This is a genomic window from Chryseobacterium sp. 22458 (genome assembly GCF_052044975.1).
Classification (GTDB): Bacteria; Bacteroidota; Bacteroidia; order Flavobacteriales; family Weeksellaceae; genus Chryseobacterium.
The window spans coordinates 1,053,899-1,080,321 of the sequence record NZ_JBQEOA010000001.1 but is presented as its reverse complement, the minus strand read 5'-3'; the positions used below and the strand labels follow the sequence as shown (position 1 = coordinate 1,080,321).

Genomic DNA, 26,423 nt, shown 5'->3' with positions numbered 1-26,423 from the left:
TATTTTTTTTTTCCTAACCTCCCTCGGCGCCCCCCCCCCCCCCCCCCCGAAACTCTACCCACTCACCTTCATCAGGCAAGTTCACTTGCCCACTCTCAGCTCCCTAAAAATATAAAGTCCCTATCTTTGCGTCTACAGTATACTACCTTTCCAGGGTAGCTCTTTCAAAAACTGAGACACCTTTAACTTTGCATTTAATTAAAAGCCTCACACAGATTATGCAAATATCGTAGATTGTAATCCCCAATCATCTGCTTGATCTCCGAAATCTGCGAGAGATTAAAAAAACAAGTCTCAGCAATATCAGCCAGAAACCTGTCTTATTTATACCTCTTCATAATTCATCTCCTTTTCTAAGATAATCTGATGTCTCCGAACTGTCACCAATACTTTATCTCCCGGTTCAAAACCACTCTCCAGCAGCCACTTCCCTTTATTTATCTGCGTAATCTCCAAAATCAGCGAGAGATTATAAAAAACAAACCTCAGCACTATCAGCCGGAAATCTGTATTATCTACACTTCTCTATAGATCATCTCCTTTTCTAAAGTGATCTGATTCCTCCGAACTGTCACCAGTACTTTATCTCCCGGTTCAAAACCACACTCCAGCAGCCACTTCCCTGTCAGCCGGATTTCCGGGAAGAAAACCAATCTTCTATAGGCTCTTCCAAATGCTTTATGGGAAACCGTAAGGTTCCTAATGGACACCATCTTATATTTGCCCCGAATAACTATTTCTTTCATTTTGTTGTTTTTCATTAAAGCAAGAAATATCCGGCAGGTTATACCAGTTATGAATAGGATATTTTATGCTGAAAAGCAGCTATTTTAGAAGATAATTTATTTTAGAAACAGGCTTCTTTTTCAGCGGTAAAAACTTTATATTTGTTATTATGATTGACACAGATATGCAAAATAAAAAAATACATCAGGGTAGAAATATAAAACGTTTCCGTGAAATGCTGGGCATCAAACAGGAAGCCTTAGCTTTTGAATTGGGTGATGACTGGAACCAGAAGAAAGTTTCTCTTTTAGAACAGAAAGAAACCGTAGAATCTGATATTCTGGCACAGGTAGCGAAGATTTTGAAGGTACCAGCTGAGGCGATTGAGAATTTTGATGAGGAACAGGCTGTGAATATTATTTCTAATACCGTCAATAACAATGATAATGCTACGGGTAATTCATTGTATAGCTATCAGCCTACTTTCAATCCTATTGATAAAATGGTGGAACTTTATGAGCGTATGCTGGAGCAACAGAAGGAGATGATTGAGAAATTGGAGAGGTTGATAGAAAAGAAATAAATATTTAAACAATAAAACTAAATAACTATAACAAACTACAAATTAAATGAAAACAAAAATATCAAATCTTTTTGAGCAAATAAAAGACTATAGAATAGAAGACGAATTAATGTCTCAAGATCTCATTGAAGAATGGATAAATCAGTTTCATGAAGAAGATCGAGAATTTATCCTAGAAGAAACAACACATTTAATGAAGCACCGCTATTTATCTTTAGAAAATGCCAAGCTTTTGATTAAAAATAGAATTGAATTTCTATATGAGAAACATAATTTTGCTACACCACAGGATTTCTTAGAGGAAGTAAGAATAATAGATCATCAACCTGAAGGAAAAAGTCAAAAAATTTTATTAAATTTACTTTATGAAGTTTGTGATGAGCACTTTAACTTTGATTTAAGTAATCACTTTAATATAAAAGCTAAATATTATTTATATTTTGACGATGTCTTATGTACAGGAGATACACTTTATAAAGGCTTAGCAAATAATACCGAAACTTCAAAAGGTTTTTTCTTTGAAAAAAATGTTGATGGTAAAACTAATTTAGAAGTTTTTATAGAAAATGATGCTAAGCTTCTTTTAAGTTTTTTTTGTCTACATAAAAAAAATATATATAAAGTAATAAGTAGATTAAGACATGGATTAAAATACTCTCTAAACATTTATTACTCTTGGAATAGTGGTTTGGAAATAGATAATACCCTTGAAGATAATTGTAAATTCAATTTTTTTATTTTAAGCGAATCAAATAAATCTGATAAGGTTGAAGAGTGTGAAAATCAAATAAAAAACAAACTAAATACATCAAATTATTATAAAGAAGAAGATTTCTATTATAGACCTGATGATATACCAGATGAAGAAAAATTATATTCCAGCAAAGAAAATAGAGAACGATATGAAAAAATTATTTCAGAAATTTGTATAGATATTTACAATGGATCAGAAGGTTTACTAGATAACGCCAGAGCAAGACCCTTGGGATATGGACTAAGACTTGAAAATAGTTTAGGCTTTGGAACTTTATTTTTTACTTGGAGAAATGCCCCTTATAATACTCCTCTTATTTTTTGGTATGGGCATCATGGATGGACACCTTTATTTAGAAGAAATTATATAGAATACTAAAAAAGAACATGGAAATAAAAGGAAAATATGATATTCCTATAGAACATATCAGAGCATATGATCCTACAAACTCAATCATTTTTAAAAAAAATAATGATAGTTATGGTGAGTTATCCAATATGTCTATGAAATTCCCTTTATTAGTTAACAATACTAAAATATTGAATACTGAAGCTTTATATCAATGTTGTAGATTTCCTCATTTGATTGAGTTACAAAAAGAAATTATTTCTGAAAGGAGCCCAATGAAGGTAAAAATGATTAGTAATGCAAACAAGAAAAATAGCAGAGAAGATTGGGATGATATAAAGCTAAAAGTTATGAAATGGTGCCTTAATATTAAACTTGCTCAACACTTTATAACTTTCGGATATATCTTAGATTCATCCAAAGATTTAAATATTGTTGAAAATTCAAATAAGGATAATTATTGGGGAGCAATTCCTAATAAAGATCATTCAATTTATATAGGACAAAATGCTTTAGGAAGATTATTAATGCAATTAAGAGAGCAATATAGAGGACCTGATAAATATTCATTATTAATTGTAGAAAAACCTAAAATTGAAGAATTCAATTTATTTGGACAAGAAATTGAGAATATTGACTTTAGAGAAAAATTCATAAATGATCTTAAAAAATATTTTGATAATCGACAACTCGATTTTTTTAATAGTTATGTTACATAATATAATAGCCATATCTTGATCTGACAAGTTAGTTTAAAATATTTTTCAGTTATATAATATTATCCTTACTTTTAGAAGTGAGGATTTTTTCTTTAATATTAGTTTCCAAATAATCCTATTTTACTATAAAATATTATCTGTAAATAATATAATGGATTATAATAAAAGTAGTTTTGAGAAGTAAAGCTAATAACTTTTATGAATAATAATTTTTCAAAAAATTTGCGTAGTTAAATAACTACACATATATTTGTAGTCAAATAACTACACAATGAATTTAAGAAGAGATGTTTTTCAGGCCATCGCAGACCCTACCAGAAGATCTATATTGATGCTGGTGGCTGCACAATCTATGACTGCAGGAGCCATTGCTTCCAATTTCGATACCGCAAGACCTACCGTTTCCAAGCATCTTCAGATCCTTACAGAGTGTGAACTGTTGAGATCGGAGCAGAACGGCCGTGAAATTATTTACCACCTTAATCCCAATAAAATGAAAGAAATAGCAGATTTTATAGAGCCATTCCGCAAAATGTGGGATGAGAAATTCAATAAGCTTGAAAGTGTGATGAAAGCATATCAAAACATAAGTAATAAGTAATGGGCAATGAGTAATCATCCCCAACAACCCTTACTCTCTTACTCTCCCACTCTCAAACACCAAAACCCTTAAACTCAAAATATGGAACTAAAAACAAAAATTCACGCAGAAGACGGAAAACAGGAAATCTTCATCATCAGAGAATTTGATCTTCCGGTAGAACTGCTTTTCAAAGCGTATACAGAAGCTGAACTTTTCGAACAATGGATGGGAACCAAAGTCACCAAGTTTGAAAACCAACCCCACGGAAGTTACCGTTTCGAAACCTCAAATCCTCAGGGAGAAGTGATGTTCAGTGCCAATGGAACCATTCACGATATTGTTCAGAATGAGAAAATTATAAGAACTTTTCAGATGGAAAATACCCCTTTTCCGGTTCAGATTGAGTTTTTAGAATTTGAAAAACTAACGGATACCACCAGCAAAATCACGATCCAGACCATTTACAAATCCGTAGATTTCAGAGACCAGCACCTGAAAATGCCTTTCGCACAGGGAATTAATATGGCGCATAATCGTTTACAGGAGATATTAGGTAACAGGTAGCAGATTGTAGATAATAGGTTGTAGGTAAAACCCTCAAACACAAAACACATGAATACAAAAGTTGATTTTTTCTTCGATAAAGCCACCCAATGGAAAGAAGAATTTGAAAAATTAAGAACCATTGCCCTAAGTACCGAACTGGTAGAAGATTTAAAATGGGGCTGCCCCTGTTATACTTATGAAGGGAAAAATATTTTCCTGATTCATGGTTTTAAAGAATATTGTGCCCTACTCTTTTTTAAAGGTGCTTTAATGAAAGATCCGGACCAGATTTTAATTCAGCAGTCTGAAAATGTGCAGGCAGCAAGACAGATCCGTTTTACAGACCTTCACCAGATCAATGATCTTGAAAAGGAACTCCGGACTTATATGTTTGAAGCCGTAGAAATTGAAGAATCAGGAGCAAAAGTTGAAATGAAGAAAACCAAAGACTTCGAAATGGTTGATGAATTTCAAGACAAGCTGGATCAGAATACTTTATTAAAAGTAGCTTTTGAATCCCTGACACCGGGCCGGCAAAGGGCCTACCTACTCTACTTTTCCTCCGCCAAACAATCCAAAACCCGGGAAGCAAGAATTGAAAAATGCATCCCTCAAATCCTCGAAGGAAAAGGCCTTAACGACTAATCACAAAACGTAATCTATATGGAAACCTCAAACCGATCAGAAAAAAGAACAAAGATCATCTATTGGATATTTACCCTTTGGATGGCACTAGGCATGGTATCTACAGCCATTGTTCAGCTTATGAAAAATAAAGATGAGCTTGCCAATTTCACCAATCTTGGCTATCCTGCTTATCTTATGACCATCATTGGAGTATGGAAACTGCTGGGCGTTATCGCCATTCTCATCCCGAAACGATTACTCTTAAAAGAATGGGCCTATGCAGGATTTTTCTTCGTGATGTCCGGGGCTGTTATTTCACATCTTATTGTTGGTGATTCTGCCGGAAGAACCTTTCCTGCGGTCTTATTACTGGTTTTGGTTATCATTTCATGGTATTTCAGACCTTCCAACAGAAAACTCACTATTATTAACTAATAATTTTTGATAGGAAAGTTGTTTAAAGTAATTTTATCGAAGATAAAATCTTTGCGCCTTAAAAATATTCTCAACCTCTAAGACCTCTTGTGCCCTTGCGATGTAAACAACAGAAACCATCTCATTCAAAATAACAAACAGTAAAACAAAATTTAATATGAAAAAAAAATCCTTAACATCTGAACAAAGCGAAAATCTTTTAAAAGTACTGCAAACCCGTTTTGAAAAAAACATGAACCGCCATAAAGGCCTGAAATGGGAGAAAATACAGGCCAAACTGGAAGCCAACCCCGAAAAGCTATGGTCTTTAAACGAAATGGAAGAAACAGAAGGTGAACCTGATGTGGTAGATTATAACCAAAAAACAGATGAATACCTCTTTTTCGACTGCTCGCCAGAAAGCCCGAAACGCAGAAGCCTTTGCTACGACTACCCTGCCTGGGAATCCAGAAAAGCCAACAAGCCGGAAAGCAATGCTATTGATAAAGCTTCAGAAATGGGTATTGAAATTTTAACGGAAGAACAATACCGCAAGCTCCAGGAACTTGGAAAATTTGATCAGAAAACATCCAGCTGGGTACAGACACCCTCTTCAATCAGAGAGCATGGTGGCGCTGTTTTCTGTGACAGACGCTACAATACGGTTTTCTATTATCATAATGGTGCAGATTCTTATTATGCAGCGAGAGGATTTAGGGGGAGTTTGAGAGTCTGAGAGCTTTAGAGTATGAGGGTTTGAGGGTACTAGAGTGAGGATGAAAAATCAAAGATTTTTCAACTTAAGTGTACTTCTATACGCAAAATTGATCACTTTAATTAATTCATGTGCTTAAAAACTTTTGTGCCTTTTGTGGTTAAACTCTATTTTAATATCGGATCCAGATTCCTAAAGTAATGACAAAAAGTACAACAAGAGTCATCTACAATAAGAAAATCAGAGGTTTTCAAGCGTTAGGAATACTTCTTTGCACAAAGGTTGTCACTTACATAACTTAAGTGTTTAGATTGTGGTTAAAAAACAATAGAATCAGTATAATTTTAGTTTTTTATTGTATTAGATTTTTAATTAATTGTAATCCTGTTGTTATCTCGCAGATAATTTCTTTTTGCATGGAAATAAAATCCATGTCAGGATCTGCTTTGTTTTCCCAGCTGGCAGTAAGTTCTGTAAGCTTTACCAGTCCTGCTGTTCCAGCTGTTCCTTTAAGTTTGTGAAGAATCAGTTTCAGATTGGCACTGTCTTTTTCTACGGTGCTTTTTTTGATATTCTCCTCATCCTGAGTAAGTTGATCTACGACAAGATTTAGGAATATTTTTCTGAAGTCCTCATCATCATCCCCTATCTGTTCGTTCAGGATATTTATATCAAGGTAATTTTCCTGATGGGAAGAATCTTTAGCAGGGTTATTATTTTCTTTAATGATATACTTTTTAAGCATTTCTAACAAATCTGCCTGTCTTAAAGGTTTAGGCAGGAAGTCGTTCATCCCGGAATCCAGGCACTTTTCTTTTTCTCCCAGTACATTACCTGCCGTTACCCCAATAATCGGGACATTTGAATATTCCGGGAGTAAGCGGATTTGTCTGGTTGCTTCAATACCATCCATTACCGGCATCTGAACATCCATCAAAATGATATTAAATGTTTTTTCTTTACACTGCAAAACGGCCTGAAGTCCATCTGTAGCTTCTGTAAGCTCTGCATCCGGCACCAGTGAACGCATTATTTTATGGTTAAGAACCATATTGACCGGGTTGTCATCTACAAGTAAAACCTTCGGTGCCTGCATCAGTATGGAGGTTTCTGTTTCAGGCTGTGAGATAGTGGCTATCTCCTTTTCAGTATTTTTTACAGCTCTTCTCAATGTTTTATAGAGTTCTTCAGACTTGATCGGTTTCAGCAGGAAGAACGAATTGTTTTCCTGACGGAAAGAATTAATAACATCGTGTTCCTCGGAAGATGTGTGAAGAATAATCAGAGGAGAAGATTCATTTTGTTTGTTGAACAGCTCCTTGATTTTTTCTATCGTTTCCAGCCCGGAAATAACAGGCATATGGTAATCCATCAGAATGACATCAAAACGTTCTCCGGCAAGAAGTATCTGAAGAGCTTCCATTCCATTGGCCGCAAGCTTTGAATCTATATTTTTATAGGCAAGCATGTGCTGAATAATAATCCTGTTGGCTTCATTATCATCTACAATAAGCACCTTATTTATTTTCAGGTCTTCGTTTTCATGACGGTCAGACAGCTCATAAGGAACCTCTAAGTCAAAATAGAAAACAGACCCTTTTTGAAGTTCACTCACCAATGACAGGCTGCTTCCCATATATTTCAGAATATTATTGGAAATGGTTAATCCCAGACCTGTTCCACCATATTTTTTGCTGATAGAACTGTTTTCCTGGGTAAATGCATTGAAAATATGCTGTTGTTTTTCTTTAGGAATACCAATTCCGGTATCTCTTACGGAAAATCTCAATTTGATATTCTTGCTGTCCAGATTCAGTTTTTCTACTTTAAGTTCTATTTCTCCCTGTTTTGTAAATTTCACGGCATTTCCAAGGAGGTTGATCAAAATCTGTTTCAGCCTTGATTCATCCAGCCAGATGGTTTCCGGGAGTCCCTGTTCAATATTCAGAAGTAATTCAATATTTTTTTTCTGCGACTGGTAAAGGATTACATTGATCACCTGGCTTACCATGTCATAAATATTAGACTTCTCAATAATAAGGTCCATTTTTCCGGATTCTACCTTGGAAAAATCAAGGATATCATTGATAATATTCAATAAATTTTCTCCTGATTCATTGATATAATTGAGATACTGAGTCTGTATATCATTCAATGGAGTTTTTAAAAGAAGGTCAGAGAAACCGATAACACCATTCAGCGGAGTCCGGATTTCATGGCTCATATTGGCTAAGAATTCAGACTTTGCTTTGCTCGCAATATCTGCCATTTTCTTGGCATTTTTTAGTTCTTTATTGATTTTCACAGAGGCTGTAATATTCTGGGCAGAAACAATAATTCCGCCTATGACATTACTGGAAAGATACCATGGAGTAACTTCTATATTATAATGCTGAATGATCCCTTTACCTGGAACTTCAATGGCCATGTCTTCATTTTTGTAAGCCTTTCCTGACAATGCATCCCGATATATTTTTATTCTTTCATCTGGTACATCAGGGGAAATCTTAAACATATTTTCACCAATAAGTCTGATATCATTCATCTGGAATTCATCTTTCCAGCTTCTGCTTACAGAAAGGTAATTAAGATCTTTGTCAAACATGGCTACAGTAGAAGGCACATATTTTACAAAAGACTGCAGCATGGCTTCTTTTCTGGCCAGTTCAAGGTAGATATTTTTGAAGGTATCAATATTCTGAATGATTCCGTAGACTCTGGTACATACTCCATCTTCAAATTCCGGTATCCCTTTTACCCTTACCCAGATCATCACACCGTCATTTTGTATAAGCTGTAATTCTTCATCGTAAGGAACGCCTTCTTTTACAGCCTTTTCGAATAAGGATTCCAGCTTTTCACGGCTTTTTTCACTATAAAAACCCAGCGCATTTTCAAAATCAGGCTGGAAATTTTTATCTATTTTATGAATTTCCCGGGTAGACTGTGACCAAAAAACCGTGTTGTTTTTCAGATTGACCTCCCATCCTCCCACCTGGGCAACGGCACTTGTCTGTTCCAGCATCTTTTTGGTATAAACAAGATCTTTTTCCAGACTTACTCTTTCAGTAACATTGAGTGCGGTACTCACCACATATGGGTTTCCTTCTTTATTAATTTCCACAAGATTGTGGTACATCCAGATCATTTCTTCACCTCCTTTTGCTTTCAGGATCATGGTTCCGAAATCTTCCTGGTTTTTGTTGATTCTTTCGAGGTATTGTTCAAGAAGAGCCCAGTTTTTTTTAGGAACAAGGTCTTTTAAATTCAACCGTTCTACCTCGTCAGCAGAATATTGAAGTGTTTCTCTCCCTTTTTCGTTGACCGCAATGATATTTCCTTCCATGTCATGCATGCTCATCAAGCCTATGGCATTTTCGAAGAAGCTTCTGAAGCGGCGCTCAGAGCTTTCCAGTTTAAGCTTTTCTTCGATGCGTTGGGTGATATTGATTCCAAAACAAAAAATCTCAGAATGATTTTGATTGAGCTTTAAATACCATTCAATAATTATTGTCTGAGTATCACCTATTTTTGTTGAAGTCGTAAAAGTTACTTCTTCATCTGTATCGGGAAGATTTTTGGAAAGCAACTGGAGTTGAGAATTATGATTTCCTATCAGATCAAGAAAATTCTGATTGATGATCTGATCTTTGTCCCTTTGAAAAGTATTTTCAAAGGCCGGATTAATCTCTTTCAGTAAGAAATCTTTGTCCAGAACGCAGATCAGGTTATTGGAAATGGTAAAAGTCTGTTGAAAATACTCAGCCTGAATATTTTTCCTTTTTCCCGTAAGCACTTTTGTGATGGCCTCTCCAATTTTTTTCAGGGTCGAGATCTGATCGTCTGTGAGTGTTTTAGGTTTATAATCGATAACGCAGATGGTTCCCAATACAAATCCTTCATCATCAATCAAAGGAACTCCTGCATAAAACCGGATTCCTCCTGCCAGAATAAGCGGGTTTTCTGATGATCTTTCATCCAATAATGTATCATTGATGATCAGAATTTCTCCACTTGCAATTGAATATTGGCATACCGTATTTTTCCTGTCTACAAAATCCAATGCCATTCCCACGCAGCTCTGAATAGTCTGGGTTTCGCTTTCCATCATGGCAATAAGCGCTGCAGGACAGTCTGTCACCAGGCATGCTGTTTCTGCAAAGATGTCTAACTGGGGATCTTTTTCAAGTTTTAAAAGATCAAAATACTCCAGTTTTTTCATTCTTCCTTCTTCATTTGCGGGAATTGGATACTTCTTCATATATTATATCAACAATTAGAGACTTTTCTTTTTTGATTATTAAAAAATGATAATCAAGGCATTAAAGTTTATATTTTAAATATTTTTAAGCCCTTGGAATTATTATTAATAAGTAAACCAAAATACGAAATTATTTACATTTCATTACAGTAAATTTGACAATAAACACATATAGATAAATATTTCAAATGAATTAAAGCAAATTATATATTTTTAAAGAAGAAATCGGTATTATGAAGGAAAGTTGACCAGAATCATCATAAAATTTCTAATCTATATACAACAGTTATATCTCCTTAAGTGACCCAGAAGGTTCATTTATGCAGTGACCACCTCATCGCCAACAAAGCTGGAGATATAGCGAATGTCCTTAGAGTAAAATCTTTAGTAAGAGATTTTGAAAGACAGAAAATCAGCGTTGAATAGTTTTCATTAAACCACCATCAAATTTTTATGCTAAAATATTTACTGGTTATACAGCCTGAGGATCTCTACCAATTCGGGTATGGATTTTATTTTCAGCTTCTCAAACAACCTGATTTTGTAAGTACTGATCGTTGATGAATGGAGATTCAGCTGATTAGAAATTTCTTTGAGGGGAAGACCTTCCGCAAGCTTATTGGCAATTTGCAGTTCGCGGTCTGATAACGCTTCAAAGGGAGAACTTTTGGCCGTACCATTTAATGATTCTAAAAGAATTGCTTCTTTTATATTCTCACTTATATATCGGCCCTTACTAAGCATTGCCGTTAAAGCAGCCTCAATGACTTCAGTGGAACTTAGCTTGCTGAGATAGCCACCAGCACCCATTTTCAGATAACGCATCCCATACAGCTCTTCATCCTGTGAAGAAAATATTAAAATTTTTAATGCCGGTTGGTGAATTTTTATGTAATCTATTGCTTCCTGCACCGTACCATTAGGCATATTAACGTCCATAATGGCCAGATCAAATTCTTCTTTCTGAATTAATTTGTACAGCGATTTATAATCCTCTACCTCTGAAATGACGGCATCTGGTCTGAGTCGTTTAATTGTTTGTATCAACCCCATCCGGACGATACCATGATCGTCTGCTACAACAATGTGAATGTTTACTTTTAAACCCATCATACTATAAATTTACGTAAAAAAAGGGAAACCGTGGTGCCTTTATTTTCAGTGGAAATGATTTGAATGTTTCCATTAAGCAAGGATATAAAATTTTTTACAATTTTCAAACTTAATCCCGCTCCTTTCTCGCCCGCAGTTCCCAGGAATATGGGATTACCATAAGTGTAGATCCCAGGTAAATACTTTTCATTGATTCCTGTTCCGGAATCAATTATAGAAAGTACAACCTCATCATCTTCTGTAATTTCCTGTAAGTAAACATCTTGCCCCGGAAATGAGTATTTTACGGCGTTATTGAAAATTTTGTCTAAAACATATTCGAGCAATAGGCGATCGCCAGTAAGAAATGCATTGTGATCTCCTTTAAAATAAAACTTAATGTTTTTTTCTTTTAATTGAGCAGCATATTTTTCTTCCAAATAGTGAAAAAGATCCATCACCATGATTTTAACGGGTTTAATCTTAAATTCCCCGTATTGTGTTTTTAGCCAGGCAATGCTGTCCTGAATAGTTTGCAGATTCTTCTGAGCATCCCGTTTTACCTGTGGCAACAACTTAAAAAAATCGTCCTCACTTATAGTCTTTCGCTCCAGCTCTTCTGTAAGCCACAGAAAGGTTCCAAAAAATTCTTTTGAGTCATGGGACAAAATCGAGATCAATCCGTTCTTGAAATTGATTTCGTTTTCCAGTCTTTCAATTTTTAATTGGAGTTCGTTGATAAAATCATTCATAAATTAAGTATCACGGTTTGAGAAGCTGTTTGAATTATTTTTTTGAAAGAAGGCAGAAAGGTTATATTGCTTAAATGCAACTAAAAACATCTATTTCAGAGCTTTCTTCCAGGAGCCGGCAAGTTATAAAAAATATCATATTAGTAAAAAGAAAAACCAAATAGGATTTACCTAAAATAATAAATCACCTATTTTCTTTAACTAAAAATAGTTTTGTTCGGCATAATATTCCGACAAGATTCCATACTGGCAAACTGTTACTTGCATTACGGAAAATGGGTAAAAAGATGATTGCAAACAGCTGGATGATACAGAATAAAATAACAAGGTAATGCAACAATATCTGATAAATAAACGACCAAAATACTTCACAGGTACTGAAAATATTGAAGTATAGATAGAGCAAAACTCATCAACGAAGAAAATGTTTGTATATAGAAATACTTCAGACAGTTCTGTGGTTTTGATCCATTGATATGACAAAGCCAGCCATACAACGAAAGCTAGGCTATTTCAGAAAGCATCGTTAAATGGCTGTAAAGCTATAATAAACATTGACAGAGTAAGTGGTATTTTCCTTCCCTACCAAACTTTGGGCACCCGCAGGTGATATAGTGTATCTTACGTTCAATCCACGGTCCAAAACCGGTGCTCCGTTAAAGAGGAGTTTTTGAGGAGTTTTGGATAAGGGAACATTCACAGAACTCCCATCTATGCCAATTTGTAAAATATTTGAATTGATATTGGTCTGTAAACCGCCTTTCTTGAAATAATTTTCGTCCGATTTTACATAGAGCTCAAAATTTTCATTATTGGACAACATGATTTGGTTGGGAATCATTTGTGACTGACCGTCGGTGTAATGGGCAGCGGTATTAAAATTGAAGTTGACGTTGCGTCCGGAACTGGGGATGGTGATCTCCGAAAGAGGAAGCACCTTTAACTGAACAGCCGTATTTTGCAAACTGCTAATTGAGTTATCTGTACTGCTGGCATTGAAGTTCAAGTCAAACGTATACGTTCCGGCTTCAAAAAAGAAGTTTTTAAAATCTTCCGCAGACACATAAAGTTGTGGAATGAAGTTGTTTCTGTTTCCTGCTACAACACTGAAATTAGCAGGAGAAAAATTTTGAAAATCGGAAGATAAGGCTTTGGTTGTGAGTGAAGATCCGTTACTACCCAATTTAATGCTTGCTATATTTCTGGTTCCCGGAACGCCTTTAGATGACGTAAACTGAACATTTGTGGCAGCTTTGGCCCAAAAATTAAAATCAACCGTATTTGCGATTTCTGTACTCCCCAAATCCCACACCCTCGTGCTTGTACTGCGGTAGTCATTTAAAGAAGATATTTCTATGTATTTTGTTAAAGAGTTTGCTACCCATTTTATAGCTGAAGGAATGACCAAAATTGTTTTAAAATTACGGGGTGTGAAGTCATTATAATTCTGAGTTATATCCATGGAGTAATTGCCAGCCCGAAAGGCATTGGCACTAAATTGTGAAGCAGGAATTTTAAATATAAAATTGATATTTCCCCGGTTGAATCCTCCTCCCAGACTGATGGATGGCGGTTCAAACCATTTTACAGCGCTTGTACTGAACGACTGGAAACCTGGTAAATAACCTGAAAGTCCGGTAGATGGCATCTGTCCACCCATACTTTCCAACTGCCACAAAAGCGTGGTGCCGGGTAAAGTGAGTGAAGAAGAAGAATGAGTAAAATTAGGCCCCGAAACAGAGGTAAATGTAGGAGCTGTCGGGAGTAATCCCAAAAAGGCATAATCCCAGTTGGTTCTGTTGGCGTTCGTCATTACTCTTGTAGGTACTGAAGTAAATTCGCTCCTGTTAAAAATATTACTTTCAGGAACCGACAGGTAAACATCCTGAGCTTTCGTAGCTGCAGAACCGCACAACACGGTAAAAACTCCTATTAGAAAAGACCTCATCTTTTTCATACTTTTAAATTTAAAACTTTTTCACCTTAATAGTGGTGTCTTTCTTCTTATATTCAAAAACTAGGGTTTTTGAGTACCCTTCTTTTGTCACCTGAATAGTTTGGGTAGGTTGTGTATAGCTGTATTTGTCATTTTCAATATAGATCTTATACTTACCATCTTTCAGGAAAAATTCAAACTCATTTTTTTGATTTACCACGGCAGTATAGATGCTGCCATCTTCACTTTTTGCATACACCACTATTCCGGTTACATCCGTTTCCAAAACATCGTAGGCTTGTCTGATCTCTGTTAATTTTCCACTTACCCTGATGTTTTTTACCAAGCCTACTTTACGGTTAATATTGGCATGCACCATAATGGCAGGATCCATCATCAATCGGGCGCCTGCACTTTCGTTCATTTTCAGTGTATAAGTACCTTCAGGCACATTCTGAAAAACTACTTTTCCATTCTTATCTGTTATCGCTACATAATTGTCCAGTTTTACAATTTCATTAGCAAGTACCGATTCGCCGGATTCCAGAAGGCCATTAAAATTTTTATCCTCAAAGAACTGGAAAGCCACTTTATGATTTCCGAGAGCTGTTGCTGTGGTAAAATATTTTTTAATCCCCACTCTGAACTGGTAATAACTTCCACTGGTTGCATATTCAGCCGTAGATTTATAACCGGAAAGATTAAAATACCCTGTGGTGGACCAGGAAGGCGAAATCTTATATTCCAGATTACCGGTGATATTGCTGTTTAAATTTTTATAAAGTTCCGAATAGAAGGTTCCGGCTGAAAAAGATCCGGTCAGATTATGATTAAACATCTGGAAATTATAGGAGGCATACACATTATAATTGGCGAAATTACGGTTTCCATCATAATAAGAATTTAAATCAAAGACACTGATTGCATTCCATTGGGCTGTTCCATTGAGAGAAAATGACTTATATCTGTAAGATAAAGTCGTTTTCAAACTGTTGAACCATTCCGGATTATCATTCTCTTTTGAATAAGAATATTCAGCCGTCAGGTTCAATCCGTGGGCACCCAATGTAGTACTGATGTTGGCTTCCAACCGGTAAGAAAAAAGCTCCTGCGATGAGTAAAAATTAGCTGTTTTTTGTTTTTCAACCTTTGGATAAAGTAGGAAATTCCATTTCTTTAAAGAAAACTGATATCCTAGTCCCAAAGCCTCCGTACTGTTAAAATAATAACGCAAATTAGAGGTATTCCCAGGTTGGATGGGTTCACTCTGATAACTCAGGAACTCTGGTTCTATCTGCGAATTCTGATATTGTATAAAAGCTCGCTGAGCAGCAGAAAATTGGTGCCCGATCCGTTGATTTGAGAAAAAAGATCCTCTTTTGATCCCTGCATAACTTTTGGTGGCAAAGGAATTGAAAGATTGTATATCCCATTTTCCTATTTTCCCCTCGTAATTGGCTCCCATTGAAGCTCCTGTGTTTTCGTCTTTATTCGAAAGGCCTTTTTCGTTGCTCACACCCACCTCCGTACGGATGATGTGTTTTTCGTTAATGAACAATGATGTTACCGCATTCGCTACCTGTGTATCTACGTTAAAGCGTGGATCATGGTCGAATAGATAAGATACTTTCCCGTTGAAAGATTTAGCATTTCCAAAGGTATATTTTGCACCCACCATGGTAGATCCTTCTGTTTGCTTGAAATAAGTACCGTACAGATTATAATTATTTTCCAGTGCAAGAACTTCAACCTGATTATTGTTACCAAATCTGGTAGAAATTTTCCCACCTCTTCCGAAAACCGGGTAATCGTAATCACTGCTGTTAACATTTCCCAAGCGTAAAACCGTATTTTTTCTCTCCAGTTCCAGCCAGGTATCATACACGTTATAAAGGCCGTCTTCAAAATAGTAATCTGCACCGATATTGAAGCGTGATTTTAAATTCTCAGTCACCCGGAATGCTGTGTTTCCCCTCAATTGAAGAAAATTGAAACCTGAACTGTTTTCATTATAGCTCATCTCCGCAAAGTTACTTCCGCTCACCCCTTCGTTTCCACGGGCAATTTGTCTGTTGTGCGATAAAATAACCAGGTAGAGTGTGTTGCTTCCCACAATTTTATTATCAAGCAGATCTGTGACGATTGCATTAATATTAAATTCCGGATAAAGCGTATTCTGTTTTCTGACTGCAATTTTGATCTCAACGGTTTGTTTTTCTAAACCTTCCAGAGATAAGGTTTGCTGTTTGGGCAAAATTTCCAGACCATCAGGAATTGACTGCAAATCAATCTTAACGGTACGTTTACTATAACCCTGGTTTTCTACCGTCAGCAGAATTGAGGATTGGGGCAAAGCTGGGTTAATGAAATTTTCGTAGGTAGCTGTATAAATTGCGATGTTTTTGTTCTCGCCTTTAGCGACGAAGAACGAGGCGCTTTCAGTTCTGGTAACCGTTGGAGTGGCGTACGAAACCTGGAATTGGATCTTATTGGATCTCAGTTTCATAAAATCCACGTTAGCGATCAGTTTCACAGGAAGATTTTTAGACTGACCCGCGCCTAAGGTAAAGTCATTTTTGGGATAGAAAAGCAATCCCGGATATTGTTCCTGAGGGATGATATTCTGAATCGTCATCTCTTCAGAACTTTTATTCTCAATGACCAGGAAATTAGTAAAAGTAGAACCCTTCTCAACAGTTACACTGTCACTTTCAAAATGGATTTGTATATCCTTCTTTTCCTGTGCAGAGGCCCACGAAAAGTGCAGAAGAACAAATACAAAAAATAAGATTGTTCTTCTTAATACTGATACTGATATTCCATTCTGTGGTTTCAAAGCTTAATTTTAAAATTTAAAGTTTTTTTCTCCTACACGTAAATCATTGGATTCTGCCATCTTGACGATAACCACACCAAGGAAATTCCCTGAAATGTTCTCTGGTAAAGAAAACTGAACAACCTGATTGGTATCCGGAAACATGGAGATGGAAATTGCGGGTAATTTTATTTCTTTACCAGTATCTGTATTGGTAAGTTCAAACTCAACGGTGGCATCATTAATGGTGTTTCCATCATTATGGATGCTTACTGCAACTTTTCTATTCGCTGCATTTTCATTGTTCACTTCTGAAATATTGGTAATATCCAAACTTTTCACATGGTTTCCCGGTGGAGTGTAAAAGATGTGAAGTCCCACCTCAAATAAAGTGATAATACCAATACCATTCTGAATACGTGCCTTATCTGCCTGCTGAGGAAGTTGAGTAAAAAACAGCATGCTGTTCGTAACGGCAGACGGTGATGCGTTTGCCGGAATCTGCATGGTTACTACAATCTCCTTTGTACTTTTCGCAGGAACTGTTACAGTGTTTTCTAAGGTAGACACCCAGGAGGCATTGGAAGTCTTTGAACTGCCTGCTTCAAGATAAACCTTATTTCCGTCTTCTTCTCTAACCCAATCTTTATAATTAAGATTAAAAACATAATCCTTGTCTGAGCTGTTTTGAAGCGTGACTGTCTTTGTTACTTTTTCTCCTGGATTACCTGTGAAAAACAAGCGTGTAGGCGACATAGAGATACTTTGTGCCAAAAGTGAAGAAGATCCTGTAAGAATAAAGAAAATGAAAAGGTGAATAAACTTGTGCATGGTGTAAATAGTTTAATAATAAAAGATTCAAAACTACTGAAAACGTAGCAAAATAAGCCTTTACAAACTAAAAATTTTATTACAATGCAGTTGCGGTATAAGTTACTGCTTGCGTATAAGTTCCGGCCGGCTTCCCTAAAATATCAGAAGATGATGATTTTGCTGCTGGAATGATGTAGTCCAGATTCAGTGTTAAGGCACTTCCTAGTGGCGCATTTGCAACTAAGGTTTTTTCTCCTGCAGATAAAACCACATCGTTTTTTGTTCCGCCCATTGTTCCGGCAGCTGTAGCGGCTTTAATGGTCAAAACCTCTACAGGAATTGAATTTAAACCATTGACGAAATTTGGACCTCCTGCTTTTACTTTAACATTAAAGTTCTTCGTGGAAGTAACTTTCAAAGAGTTGGCTTTAGTAATGGTCTGATCCGAGTTATAGTCTGCTGCTGTAACATAGTTAAAGGCAACTGTTCCACCAATGGCAGTACTTCCTGCGTCGATAGAGATTACATCGTTCAGGGTAATATTTACAGCTGTGGTAGCTGTAGTATTTTGAGCTTGAACATTATTGGTTCCTAATATGATCGCTCCAAAAGTTAAGGCTGTGATTGCGATTTGTTTTGTCATGGCAGTATTTTTTAATTGTTATTCCTGTTTAACTGTTCTCTTTTGAACACTACAAATCTACAGCGGCGATAAAAGTTTCTTTGTAATGGAAAAAGGAAGTGCATGTAGTAAAATCACTACATGGTTTATTTATATGATAAATAGAAAAACCCTCAATACTTTTCAGGTACTGAGGGCATATATATTGATGTGTTTTTTTTATTATAAAATTGATGTGTTTTTTATTATAAAGCAGTCGCAGTATACGTTACTGTTTGCGTATAAGTTCCGGCTGGTTTACCTAAAATATCAGAAGATGATGATTTCGCTGCCGGAATTGTGTAGTCCAGATTCAGTGTTAAGGCACTTCCTAGAGGAGCATTGGTAACTAAATTCTGATCCGTTGCCGATAAAACTACAGTATTTTTTGTCCCACCCATTGTTCCGGCAGCTGTAGCGGCTTTAATGGTCAAAACATTGACAGGGATTAAGTTCGTTCCATTCATGAAATTAGCACCTCCTGCTTTTACTTTAACATTAAAGTTCTTTGTGGAAGTAACCTTTAAAGAGTTGGCTTTAGTAATGGTCTGATCAGAGTTGTAGTCTGCTGCAGTAACATAGTTAAAATCTACCGTATTACCAATGGCAGTACTTCCTGCATCGATAGAGATCACATCGTTCAGGGTAATATTTACGGTTGTAGTTGCTGTTGTATTTTGAGCTTGAACATTGTTAGTTCCAAATATGATGGCTCCAAAAGTTAAGGCTGTGATTACGATTTGCTTTTTCATGATGGTAATATTTTATTGTTATTTTTTTACTTAATTGTTATCTTTTGTATACTGCAAATTTATAGTGGTGCTAAAAGTTTCCTTGTAGTGGAAAAAGGAAGTTCGTGTAGTAAAATCACTACACGGTTTATCATTTTGACTTAAATAGAAAAAAGGCTGTTCAAAAAGGACAGTTTTTTTTATGCAACCCATTACTGTCCGATAAAAAGTATAATTACATTGAAAATATTAATATTTACGCTATGAATTAACAGGTCGCTCCTCCGGAGCTCTAATTTTAAAACAAATACGTTCTATTAACAGTCAGCTCCCATTGGAGCTAACTTTGATCCCATCGGGATCTACTGTTAGTAGAAAAATGAAATCCCCATAAAATAAAGCTCCGGAGGAGCGACCTGTTAATTCTATTCAAATTTTATCGAACAAGAATTGTTTTTTTATATAAAGTGTCAGATCTAAGGTTGATTCAAGACATTTATATGCCCCTCAAACTCTCCTAAATTCTATTTCTTTATAACAACAAGAGGCTGCCAAACTTTTTGGACAGTCTCGTATATTAATTGCTGTTATTTCTATTATAAAGCTGTCGTAATATAAAATTACCGGATTTTGAATTTTATCTATATCCGTACAATACATACAAAATCAAAGGCCTCCCGTAGGAAGCCTTCGAAACACCAAATCACAAAATATTAATATGAAAAATTAATTTATAAAGCAGTTGCGGTATACGTTACTGTTTGCGTATAAGTTCCCGCTGGTTTACCTAAAATATCAGAAGAAGATGATTTCGCTGCCGGAATAGTGTAATCCAGATTCAGTGTTAACGCACTTCCTAGAGGAGCATTGGTAACTAAATTCTGATCTGTTGCAGATAAAACTACAGTATTTTTTGTTCCACCCATTGTTCCGGCAGCTGTAGCTGCTTTGATAGTCAAAACATTGACAGGGATTAAGTTCGTTCCATTCATGAAATTAGTACCTCCTGCTTTTACTTTAACATTAAAGTTCTTTGTGGAAGTAACTTTCAAAGAGTTGGCTTTAGTAATGGTCTGATCAGAGTTGTAGTCTGCTGCAGTAACATAGTTAAAATCTACCGTATTACCAATGGCAGTACTTCCTGCATCGATAGAGATCACATCGTTCAGGGTAATATTTACGGTTGTAGTTGCTGTTGTATTTTGAGCTTGAACATTGTTAGTTCCAAATATGATGGCTCCAAAAGTTAAGGCTGTGATTACGATTTGTTTTGTCATGGCAGTATTATTTAATTGTTATTTTTTACTTAATTGTTGTCTTTTGTATACTGCAAATTTATAGTGGTGCTAAAAGTTTCTCTGTAGTGGAAAAAGGAAGTTCGTGTAGTAAAATCACTACAGGCTTACTCATTGAGTTTAAATAGAAAAAGCCCTCAATACTTTGACAGTACTGAGGGCTTTTTCTATTTAAAAATTAGTATTTACTTACAATGCAGTGGCAGTATAAGTTATTTTTTGGGTGTAAGTTCCCTGTGGTTTTCCCAGAAGGACCTTGGATGCATTTTCCGCCGAAATGGAATAGGCAATATTTAAAGACTGTTTGGTCCCTAAACTCGCATTACTCACCAGCACCTGATCAGCCGTAGATAAAGTAACCTCATTCAGGGTTCCCACCAAACTTCCGCCCGGTATTGCTTTTACCTGTAATATATCTACGGGAATTATGTTTGCGCCGCTTACAAAGTGTGTCCCCTCAGATTTTACTTTTACATCAAAATTTTTAGAGGAAATAATGACTAAACTATTGGGAACGGTTACATTTTTTGAAGAATTATAGTCTTTTGTGCTCCCATAATTAAAATCTACAGTACCTTCTGAAGCAACAGAGCCAATGTCCATTGCAATAACGTCCGATAAAATAATATTTACTGATGTACTCACCTGCTCTGAATTTTGTGCCATAACCCGGTGGGTTCCTAAGGCGGTTGCTGCCAGAGACAGTGCAACGATAAAAATTTGCTTTTTCATGATTAATAAATTTAGTGAGGTGTAATAATATGGTCATTCAGAATTCATTATAAATCTAATAACATTATCTGACATTACCAAAGCTTTTTTCATCATTGATTGAGTATTGCCACTATACAGTTTGCAGATATTCAATCTGATAGAGTTAATTCTTAATAGTGGTTTACGATTACTGTTTATCTTCTTCAAAAGAAAGATGACTTTCAGATGTTATTGGTTCGGATACTAATATCTGCTTTCTTTTTAAAAATCCGCAATAAAATTATCATAGAACTTCAACAATGTAAGCTCATTACTACCCCAAACAAGAAAAGTATTTTTTATATACAAATACTATTATTAATTTAGCAAATAGAAATTTGATTATAATTAAGGATATGAAAAAATTAATCTTACTGAGTGCTGTTTCAGCGTTCTTAATGAACTGTAATAAGAAAACGGAAACTGTGACCCCAAAAGTTGAAGCTGACACCATCGCAGTTACTGAACCTGTAGTAGACACCCTGGGACCAAAATCATATTGCTATGTGGGTGCAACCGGAAAAGACAGTGTTTTCGCTTCTATAGATGACAATCTGGGAACAATTACCGGAAAATTATCTTATAAAAACAGCGAAAAAGACAGTTCTAAAGGAGATGTAACAGGTTTTAAATCCGGAGATACCCTGAAGCTGACTTACGAATTTACCTCTGAAGGCAAGAAAAGCAAGAGAGATATTTACTTCCTTCAACAAGACAATACTTTAACGGAAGGAATTGGAGATCATAAAGAAGAAGACGGGCAGTCTAAATATGCTGACGAAAAAAAGATCAGCTATAAAGACGGACAACAACTGATTGCTGCCGACTGTAAGGCTGTAGCCAAAGCTGTAAAATAAAAATACTTCAAAATATACAATAAAAAATGCTGCTCCCGGATGTAAGGAACAGCATTTTTTATGGATCGCTAACTTTCTGTTTGTATAAATTTATAATTTAAACCACGTATAGATCTTGCAGTCTTCTTAGATCAGTAATACGCCTATACAATTTAAAACCAACTAGAGTTCTGTCTGAATAATTTCAATAAAACGGTTTACAGCTTCATCACTTGTACTCCAGGAAGTAATAAGACGAATGGCAGAAAACTCTTCATCCACTTTTTTCCAGACATAAAATTCAAAATCTTCGGATAAAACCTGGATCAGGTCATGATGCAGAATGGGAAAAATCTGGTTCGTATACGTATCTGAAAGAAATTTCACACCTTTTTCCTGCATTGCTTTTTTGATCTTCATCGCCTGTTGGTTGGCATGTTTTGCCAGATCAAAATACAGGTTGTCTTTCATGAGTTCCAGAAACTGTATTCCCAACAGCCTTCCTTTTGCCAGTAAGGCACCTTTCTGTTTGATATTAAATGCAAAATCTTCCTGAAGTACAGGATTATTAATGACGATCGCTTCTCCTATCAACGCTCCGTTCTTAGTACCGCCCAGGTAAAACACATCCGTCAGAGCAGCTATATTTTCAAGACTAAGATCACTGATCTCAGAAGTAAGAGCATGCCCAAGCCTTGCCCCATCCATAAACAGATACAGATGATTTTTCTTACAAAATGCAGAAAGTTCTTCCAGTTCTTTCTTTTGATAAATGGTTCCCAATTCCGTAGAATTTGAAATATAAACCAGCTTAGGCATTACCTGATGAGGAATATTTCTGTGCTCTTCCAGTACCGGGATAATATCTGAAGGCTTCAGCTTTCCATCTTGTGTTTCAATGCTTAGTACTTTGTGGCCTGTTGCTTCAATCGCTCCGGTCTCATTATTAAGAATATGCCCTGACGAAGCAGAAATCACACACTGGTAAGGTTTTAAAATAGCAGAAATCACAATTAAATTCGCCTGGGTTCCTCCGGAAACGAAATAGATATCAGCATCTTTGCCGTTAATCTTTTCCTTAATCAATACTTTCGCTTTCAATGAATACTCATCTTCGCCATAGCCGGCCTGCTGATCAAGATTATATTGTAAGAGTGCTTGCAGGATATTCGGGTGACATCCCTCGGAATAATCGTTTTTGAATGAAAATTTCATAGAGTAAAATTAAAAAAAGTTAAAATAACAAGAGTAATCTTTCCGTTTTATTTTGTTAGATTTGTATTGAAAATCATCTAACATTTTGAAAACAACCCTAACAGAAGAAAATTACCTGAAAGCTTTGTTTCATTTAGTTGACAATGAAGGAAAGGTGACGATTAATGAACTCAGTAAATTTTTAAATGTAAAAATGCCGAGTGTTAATAATATGATGAAGAAATTTGCAGAAAAAAAATGGGTCATTTATGAAACCTACAAGCCCCTGATCGTTACCGGAAGCGGAAAACGTGAAGCTGCTCTTGTGGTTCGCAAACACAGGCTTACCGAAATGTTTCTGGTAAAAAAAATGAATTTCGGATGGGAAAACGTTCATGAAATTGCAGAACAGCTGGAACATGTACATTCTCAGATCTTTTTTGATAAAATGGATGAAATTCTGGATTACCCGAAATTCGATCCCCATGGAGAACCTATTCCTGACAAAGACGGAAATATCATTGCCCAGGATCTTCAGAAGCTAAGCAACTGCGAAATCGGAGAAACTGTAGTTTTTGCTTCGGTTACCCTTTCTGATGATGCCTTCTTAAGCTATCTGAATGACAGAAAACTTCTGCTGAACACCAAAGTAAAGATTACCAAGATTGAAAGTTTTGATAAATCGATGACAATAGAGATTGACGGTAAAAAAGAAATTCTCAGTAAGAAAGCTACAGAGAAGATATTGGTAAAAAAATAAAAAAACAGTGATTTTCACTGTTTTTTTTATTCTATTAATTTCTATCAATTTCAATGCTCCTCTACAGGTTTGACCTTCTTTGGCTTTATACTCAATAAAAAAACGGTTGATATAATAAAAAGACTCCCGACCCAGTCCACCGTAGAATAAGAAACATTAAGCCATAACACGGCTAAAACCGTTGCCGAAAGAGGTTCCATAGAAGCAAGAAGACTTGTTTTCTGCCCTCCAATAATCTTCACAGCAGATAAATAAGCATAAAAAGCCACCAAAGTACCCAAAATTACAATAAAAGCAGTGTACCCGAATGCCTGTAAATCCCAAGTACCTTCTACCTGCCATGGAGCTTTTACAAAACTGAACACAATTCCACCACATAACATTCCCCATCCAATGACCAAAGAAGATTTATACTTTGAAAGAAGTTTTACCGGCTGTAGGGTATAAATAGCCAGAGATACAGCGGAAGCCAGACCAAAAAACAAAGCAGCTCCGGAAATTGATAAACTTGAAATATCTCCGTGAGTAACAAGCAAGACTGTTCCCAATACTGCCAGAACAATGGCTATTATTTCCAGAAAAACAGGTACTCTTTTGTTTTTAAAAGCAAGATATATGGCAATAATTACAGGTCCTGCATACTGTAAAACCGTAGCAGTTGCGGCATTGGAATGCTTAATCGCAGCAAAATAAGTGTACTGAACAGCAAGCATTCCTGTTATACTGAAAATAATAAGCTGTACAGCATCCTTTTTGTTTTTCCAGATATCAAAAAGATCTGATTTTTCTCCAAACTTTGCAAAAACAAGTAGAAAAAAACCTGAAACAAGAAGTCTCATTGTAATCATCCATTCAATATTAATCCCCCGTTGCTGAAAGAGAAACTGGGCAAATGTTCCGGATACCCCCCAAAATAACGCTGCCAAAACAGCCAAACAAAATCCTTTTACAATATTCATGAGTTCAAATCGTATTTAAAGTGCAAAATTGCGTCAAATACTGCTTGGTTTTTAACGAAATTTGAGCAATTATTTGCAATTTTGTTTCATCAATCTTTTAATTTTAAAAAAATGAATGAGCTGGACCCTTTTGACATTTCAATTCTCAAGATACTACAGAAAAATAATCTTACTCCACAACGTGATATCGGAGACACTATTGGTTTATCAGCTGCTGCTGTCCAAAGACGTATCAAAAGAATGCGTGAAACAGAAATCATTAAAGCTGATGTATCTGTTATTGATACAGAAAAGCTCAGTCATTCGGTAACCCTTATTGTAGAAGTCTTTCTGGAAAGAGATAAAATACACCTTATTGATGAAGCTCAGGCATTATTCACTGCTGCTAGTGAAGTACAGCAATGTTATTATGTAACCGGTGAGTCAGATTTTGTTCTGATCATTGTTGTTCCCTCTATGAAAGATTACGAAATTCTGACCCGCAGAATATTTTACAGCAACGAAAACATCAAGCATTTCAGGACCTTAGTTACGATGAATACAGTAAAATCCGGCCTTGATGTGCCTTTAGATCTGTTGATATAAATATGAATACGAATTGACTCAATGCGTTAAAAAACGGTTAAATTCGGCTTTAAAAAGAATCTGTTGCTTTAAAATGATTAGGTTTGCAAAATCTTCTGTGGAGGTTTCATATCTCCTGCAAGTCCTAAACTTTAACTATTACCTTTAAAATTATGAAAAAAAGCATTCAGTTTTTTATTGTCTCCATGTTGTTGAGCCCTTTTGCAAATGCACAGGTAAAAGATTTTGTCATTGAGCCTCCTATTAAAAAAAACTTACATATTTATAAAACTTTTGGAGTATTCGGAGGTAAAGAATATTCTGCCAATTCCGTATATCTTGTTACCCAAAAAGGAGTTGTCTTATTTGACGTTCCATGGGAAAAGGTACAATATCAAAGCCTGATGGATACCATCCAAAAACGTCACCATTTACCCGTGGTTGCTGTATTTGCCACTCATTCTCATGATGACCGTGCCGGAGATCTGAGCTTTTTTAACAATAAAGGGATCAAAACCTACGCCACTGCCAAAACCAATGAATTCCTGAAAAAAGACGGGAAAGCTACCTCCACAGAGATCATTAAAACCGGAAAGCCTTATCGCATTGGAGGTGAGGAATTTGTGGTGGATTTTCTTGGTGAAGGGCATACTGCCGATAATGTAGTGGTTTGGTTTCCCAAATACAATGTTCTGGATGGCGGATGCCTTGTAAAAAGTAAATCTGCAACAGACCTTGGATATATCAAAGAAGCCAATGTAGAACAATGGCCAAAAACCATCAATAAACTGAAATCCAAATATTCAAAAGCAAGCCTGGTGATTCCCGGACATGATGAATGGAAAGGCGGAGGCCATGTAGAACATACTCTTGAACTTCTTAATAAAAAATAAAAAAATTTCAGCCCCGGCATTCGCCGGGGCTGAAATTTTAAATGATTAGTAATTCATATTTTTGTTATCAGAGCATCAGAGCATACCCTTTTA

26 protein-coding genes are annotated in these 26,423 nt (G+C 35.9%); 12 read left to right on the top strand and 14 right to left on the bottom strand.

Annotated elements, in window-relative coordinates; translation table 11 throughout:
* Positions 1–324: 324 nt before the first annotated feature.
* Positions 325–492, bottom strand: a complete 168-nt coding sequence (locus ACTJJF_RS04745; protein ID WP_409514661.1) for a SymE family type I addiction module toxin — start codon at positions 490–492, stop codon at positions 325–327.
* A gap of 23 nt (positions 493–515) precedes the next feature.
* Complete coding sequence (locus ACTJJF_RS04740; protein ID WP_440698854.1) at positions 516–746, bottom strand: SymE family type I addiction module toxin; 231 nt, start codon at positions 744–746, stop codon at positions 516–518.
* Between the two features lie 149 nt (positions 747–895).
* Between ACTJJF_RS04740 and ACTJJF_RS04735 the strand changes: the two genes are divergently transcribed.
* The 8 genes from ACTJJF_RS04735 to ACTJJF_RS04700 all read left to right on the top strand — a co-directional run bounded on the left by ACTJJF_RS04735 (position 896) and on the right by ACTJJF_RS04700 (position 6,036).
* The gene (locus ACTJJF_RS04735; protein WP_068943368.1) at positions 896–1,309 is read left to right on the top strand and encodes a helix-turn-helix transcriptional regulator; all 414 of its coding nucleotides are present in this window, start codon (positions 896–898) and stop codon (positions 1,307–1,309) included.
* Between the two features lie 46 nt (positions 1,310–1,355).
* Positions 1,356–2,441 carry a phosphoribosyltransferase-like protein gene (locus ACTJJF_RS04730; protein WP_440698853.1) on the top strand — a complete coding sequence of 362 codons (1,086 nt, stop codon included), beginning with the start codon at positions 1,356–1,358 and terminating at the stop codon, positions 2,439–2,441.
* A gap of 8 nt (positions 2,442–2,449) precedes the next feature.
* A complete protein-coding gene (locus tag ACTJJF_RS04725) occupies positions 2,450–3,130 on the top strand; it encodes an NADAR family protein (RefSeq protein ID WP_440698852.1) in 681 nt (226 codons plus the stop codon).
* 271 nt (positions 3,131–3,401) lie between these two features.
* Complete coding sequence (locus ACTJJF_RS04720) at positions 3,402–3,731, top strand: ArsR/SmtB family transcription factor (protein ID WP_065397959.1); 330 nt, start codon at positions 3,402–3,404, stop codon at positions 3,729–3,731.
* Positions 3,732–3,812: 81 nt separating this feature from the next.
* Positions 3,813–4,277: an SRPBCC family protein gene (locus ACTJJF_RS04715; RefSeq protein WP_440698851.1), complete on the top strand. Its 465-nt coding sequence runs from the start codon at positions 3,813–3,815 to the stop codon at positions 4,275–4,277.
* A 48-nt stretch (positions 4,278–4,325) separates the two neighbouring features.
* Positions 4,326–4,904, top strand: a complete 579-nt coding sequence (locus ACTJJF_RS04710; protein ID WP_440698850.1) for a YdeI/OmpD-associated family protein — start codon at positions 4,326–4,328, stop codon at positions 4,902–4,904.
* Between the two features lie 18 nt (positions 4,905–4,922).
* Entirely contained in the window at positions 4,923–5,321 is a 399-nt protein-coding gene (locus ACTJJF_RS04705) for a DoxX family protein (RefSeq protein ID WP_440698849.1), read from the top strand.
* A gap of 157 nt (positions 5,322–5,478) precedes the next feature.
* Positions 5,479–6,036: a DUF4256 domain-containing protein gene (locus tag ACTJJF_RS04700; protein ID WP_440698848.1), complete on the top strand. Its 558-nt coding sequence runs from the start codon at positions 5,479–5,481 to the stop codon at positions 6,034–6,036.
* Between the two features lie 331 nt (positions 6,037–6,367).
* Here the strand turns inward: ACTJJF_RS04700 and ACTJJF_RS04695 are convergent, their stop codons facing one another.
* The 10 genes from ACTJJF_RS04695 to ACTJJF_RS04650 all read right to left on the bottom strand — a co-directional run bounded on the left by ACTJJF_RS04695 (position 6,368) and on the right by ACTJJF_RS04650 (position 21,103).
* Complete coding sequence (locus ACTJJF_RS04695; RefSeq protein WP_440698847.1) at positions 6,368–10,276, bottom strand: response regulator; 3,909 nt, start codon at positions 10,274–10,276, stop codon at positions 6,368–6,370.
* A gap of 465 nt (positions 10,277–10,741) precedes the next feature.
* Positions 10,742–11,389 (bottom strand): response regulator, encoded by a 648-nt coding sequence (locus ACTJJF_RS04690; RefSeq protein ID WP_440698846.1) that lies wholly within the window; start codon positions 11,387–11,389, stop codon positions 10,742–10,744.
* Positions 11,386–12,120: a sensor histidine kinase gene (locus tag ACTJJF_RS04685; protein WP_440698845.1), complete on the bottom strand. Its 735-nt coding sequence runs from the start codon at positions 12,118–12,120 to the stop codon at positions 11,386–11,388. Before ACTJJF_RS04685 ends, ACTJJF_RS04690 begins: the two co-directional genes overlap by 4 nt.
* Before the next feature lie 526 nt (positions 12,121–12,646).
* Positions 12,647–14,077, bottom strand: coding sequence for a hypothetical protein (locus ACTJJF_RS04680; protein WP_312305971.1), 1,431 nt, complete (start codon positions 14,075–14,077; stop codon positions 12,647–12,649).
* Positions 14,078–14,087: 10 nt separating this feature from the next.
* Positions 14,088–16,892, bottom strand: a complete 2,805-nt coding sequence (locus ACTJJF_RS04675) for a COG1470 family protein (RefSeq protein ID WP_440698844.1) — start codon at positions 16,890–16,892, stop codon at positions 14,088–14,090.
* A gap of 9 nt (positions 16,893–16,901) precedes the next feature.
* Positions 16,902–17,702: an Fn3-like domain-containing protein gene (locus ACTJJF_RS04670; RefSeq protein ID WP_312305967.1), complete on the bottom strand. Its 801-nt coding sequence runs from the start codon at positions 17,700–17,702 to the stop codon at positions 16,902–16,904.
* Positions 17,703–17,781: 79 nt separating this feature from the next.
* Positions 17,782–18,327 (bottom strand): peptidoglycan-binding protein LysM, encoded by a 546-nt coding sequence (locus ACTJJF_RS04665; protein ID WP_440698843.1) that lies wholly within the window; start codon positions 18,325–18,327, stop codon positions 17,782–17,784.
* 224 nt (positions 18,328–18,551) lie between these two features.
* On the bottom strand, positions 18,552–19,097 hold the full coding sequence (locus tag ACTJJF_RS04660) for a peptidoglycan-binding protein LysM (protein WP_123280015.1): 546 nt from the start codon (positions 19,095–19,097) through the stop codon (positions 18,552–18,554).
* Positions 19,098–19,807: 710 nt separating this feature from the next.
* Positions 19,808–20,353, bottom strand: a complete 546-nt coding sequence (locus ACTJJF_RS04655; RefSeq protein ID WP_440698842.1) for a peptidoglycan-binding protein LysM — start codon at positions 20,351–20,353, stop codon at positions 19,808–19,810.
* 207 nt (positions 20,354–20,560) lie between these two features.
* Positions 20,561–21,103 carry a peptidoglycan-binding protein LysM gene (locus ACTJJF_RS04650; protein WP_440698841.1) on the bottom strand — a complete coding sequence of 181 codons (543 nt, stop codon included), beginning with the start codon at positions 21,101–21,103 and terminating at the stop codon, positions 20,561–20,563.
* 377 nt (positions 21,104–21,480) lie between these two features.
* On the opposite strand from ACTJJF_RS04650, the gene ACTJJF_RS04645 reads away from it, so the two are divergent.
* Positions 21,481–21,981 carry a hypothetical protein gene (locus ACTJJF_RS04645; protein WP_440698840.1) on the top strand — a complete coding sequence of 167 codons (501 nt, stop codon included), beginning with the start codon at positions 21,481–21,483 and terminating at the stop codon, positions 21,979–21,981.
* 162 nt (positions 21,982–22,143) lie between these two features.
* Here ACTJJF_RS04645 and ACTJJF_RS04640 read toward each other — a convergent pair whose 3' ends face one another.
* Positions 22,144–23,175 carry a threonine aldolase family protein gene (locus ACTJJF_RS04640; protein ID WP_440698839.1) on the bottom strand — a complete coding sequence of 344 codons (1,032 nt, stop codon included), beginning with the start codon at positions 23,173–23,175 and terminating at the stop codon, positions 22,144–22,146.
* An 85-nt stretch (positions 23,176–23,260) separates the two neighbouring features.
* Between ACTJJF_RS04640 and ACTJJF_RS04635 the strand changes: the two genes are divergently transcribed.
* Entirely contained in the window at positions 23,261–23,914 is a 654-nt protein-coding gene (locus ACTJJF_RS04635) for a metal-dependent transcriptional regulator (RefSeq protein WP_312305951.1), read from the top strand.
* A gap of 50 nt (positions 23,915–23,964) precedes the next feature.
* On the opposite strand, the gene ACTJJF_RS04630 is transcribed toward ACTJJF_RS04635, so the two are convergent.
* Positions 23,965–24,873, bottom strand: coding sequence for a DMT family transporter (locus ACTJJF_RS04630; RefSeq protein ID WP_440698838.1), 909 nt, complete (start codon positions 24,871–24,873; stop codon positions 23,965–23,967).
* A 111-nt stretch (positions 24,874–24,984) separates the two neighbouring features.
* On the opposite strand from ACTJJF_RS04630, the gene ACTJJF_RS04625 reads away from it, so the two are divergent.
* Positions 24,985–25,458 (top strand): Lrp/AsnC family transcriptional regulator, encoded by a 474-nt coding sequence (locus ACTJJF_RS04625; RefSeq protein ID WP_312305947.1) that lies wholly within the window; start codon positions 24,985–24,987, stop codon positions 25,456–25,458.
* Positions 25,459–25,610: 152 nt separating this feature from the next.
* Complete coding sequence (blaIND, locus tag ACTJJF_RS04620; RefSeq protein ID WP_440698837.1) at positions 25,611–26,330, top strand: IND family subclass B1 metallo-beta-lactamase; 720 nt, start codon at positions 25,611–25,613, stop codon at positions 26,328–26,330.
* Positions 26,331–26,423 lie beyond the last annotated feature (93 nt).

What these genes read in the sequence shown, in the direction of transcription:
- ACTJJF_RS04740 (WP_440698854.1), bottom strand. Translation starts at nt 746, where the DNA reads ATGAAAGAAATAGTTATTCGGGGCAAATATAAGATGGTGTCCATTAGG.
- ACTJJF_RS04735 (WP_068943368.1), top strand. Translation starts at nt 896, where the DNA reads ATGATTGACACAGATATGCAAAATAAAAAAATACATCAGGGTAGAAAT.
- ACTJJF_RS04730 (WP_440698853.1), top strand. Translation starts at nt 1,356, where the DNA reads ATGAAAACAAAAATATCAAATCTTTTTGAGCAAATAAAAGACTATAGA.
- ACTJJF_RS04725 (WP_440698852.1), top strand. Translation starts at nt 2,450, where the DNA reads ATGGAAATAAAAGGAAAATATGATATTCCTATAGAACATATCAGAGCA.
- ACTJJF_RS04720 (WP_065397959.1), top strand. Translation starts at nt 3,402, where the DNA reads ATGAATTTAAGAAGAGATGTTTTTCAGGCCATCGCAGACCCTACCAGA.
- ACTJJF_RS04715 (WP_440698851.1), top strand. Translation starts at nt 3,813, where the DNA reads ATGGAACTAAAAACAAAAATTCACGCAGAAGACGGAAAACAGGAAATC.
- ACTJJF_RS04710 (WP_440698850.1), top strand. Translation starts at nt 4,326, where the DNA reads ATGAATACAAAAGTTGATTTTTTCTTCGATAAAGCCACCCAATGGAAA.
- ACTJJF_RS04705 (WP_440698849.1), top strand. Translation starts at nt 4,923, where the DNA reads ATGGAAACCTCAAACCGATCAGAAAAAAGAACAAAGATCATCTATTGG.
- ACTJJF_RS04700 (WP_440698848.1), top strand. Translation starts at nt 5,479, where the DNA reads ATGAAAAAAAAATCCTTAACATCTGAACAAAGCGAAAATCTTTTAAAA.
- ACTJJF_RS04695 (WP_440698847.1), bottom strand. Translation starts at nt 10,276, where the DNA reads ATGAAGAAGTATCCAATTCCCGCAAATGAAGAAGGAAGAATGAAAAAA.
- ACTJJF_RS04690 (WP_440698846.1), bottom strand. Translation starts at nt 11,389, where the DNA reads ATGATGGGTTTAAAAGTAAACATTCACATTGTTGTAGCAGACGATCAT.
- ACTJJF_RS04685 (WP_440698845.1), bottom strand. Translation starts at nt 12,120, where the DNA reads ATGAATGATTTTATCAACGAACTCCAATTAAAAATTGAAAGACTGGAA.
- ACTJJF_RS04680 (WP_312305971.1), bottom strand. Translation starts at nt 14,077, where the DNA reads ATGAAAAAGATGAGGTCTTTTCTAATAGGAGTTTTTACCGTGTTGTGC.
- ACTJJF_RS04670 (WP_312305967.1), bottom strand. Translation starts at nt 17,702, where the DNA reads ATGCACAAGTTTATTCACCTTTTCATTTTCTTTATTCTTACAGGATCT.
- ACTJJF_RS04665 (WP_440698843.1), bottom strand. Translation starts at nt 18,327, where the DNA reads ATGACAAAACAAATCGCAATCACAGCCTTAACTTTTGGAGCGATCATA.
- ACTJJF_RS04660 (WP_123280015.1), bottom strand. Translation starts at nt 19,097, where the DNA reads ATGAAAAAGCAAATCGTAATCACAGCCTTAACTTTTGGAGCCATCATA.
- ACTJJF_RS04655 (WP_440698842.1), bottom strand. Translation starts at nt 20,353, where the DNA reads ATGACAAAACAAATCGTAATCACAGCCTTAACTTTTGGAGCCATCATA.
- ACTJJF_RS04650 (WP_440698841.1), bottom strand. Translation starts at nt 21,103, where the DNA reads ATGAAAAAGCAAATTTTTATCGTTGCACTGTCTCTGGCAGCAACCGCC.
- ACTJJF_RS04645 (WP_440698840.1), top strand. Translation starts at nt 21,481, where the DNA reads ATGAAAAAATTAATCTTACTGAGTGCTGTTTCAGCGTTCTTAATGAAC.
- ACTJJF_RS04640 (WP_440698839.1), bottom strand. Translation starts at nt 23,175, where the DNA reads ATGAAATTTTCATTCAAAAACGATTATTCCGAGGGATGTCACCCGAAT.
- ACTJJF_RS04630 (WP_440698838.1), bottom strand. Translation starts at nt 24,873, where the DNA reads ATGAATATTGTAAAAGGATTTTGTTTGGCTGTTTTGGCAGCGTTATTT.
- ACTJJF_RS04625 (WP_312305947.1), top strand. Translation starts at nt 24,985, where the DNA reads ATGAATGAGCTGGACCCTTTTGACATTTCAATTCTCAAGATACTACAG.
- blaIND (WP_440698837.1), top strand. Translation starts at nt 25,611, where the DNA reads ATGAAAAAAAGCATTCAGTTTTTTATTGTCTCCATGTTGTTGAGCCCT.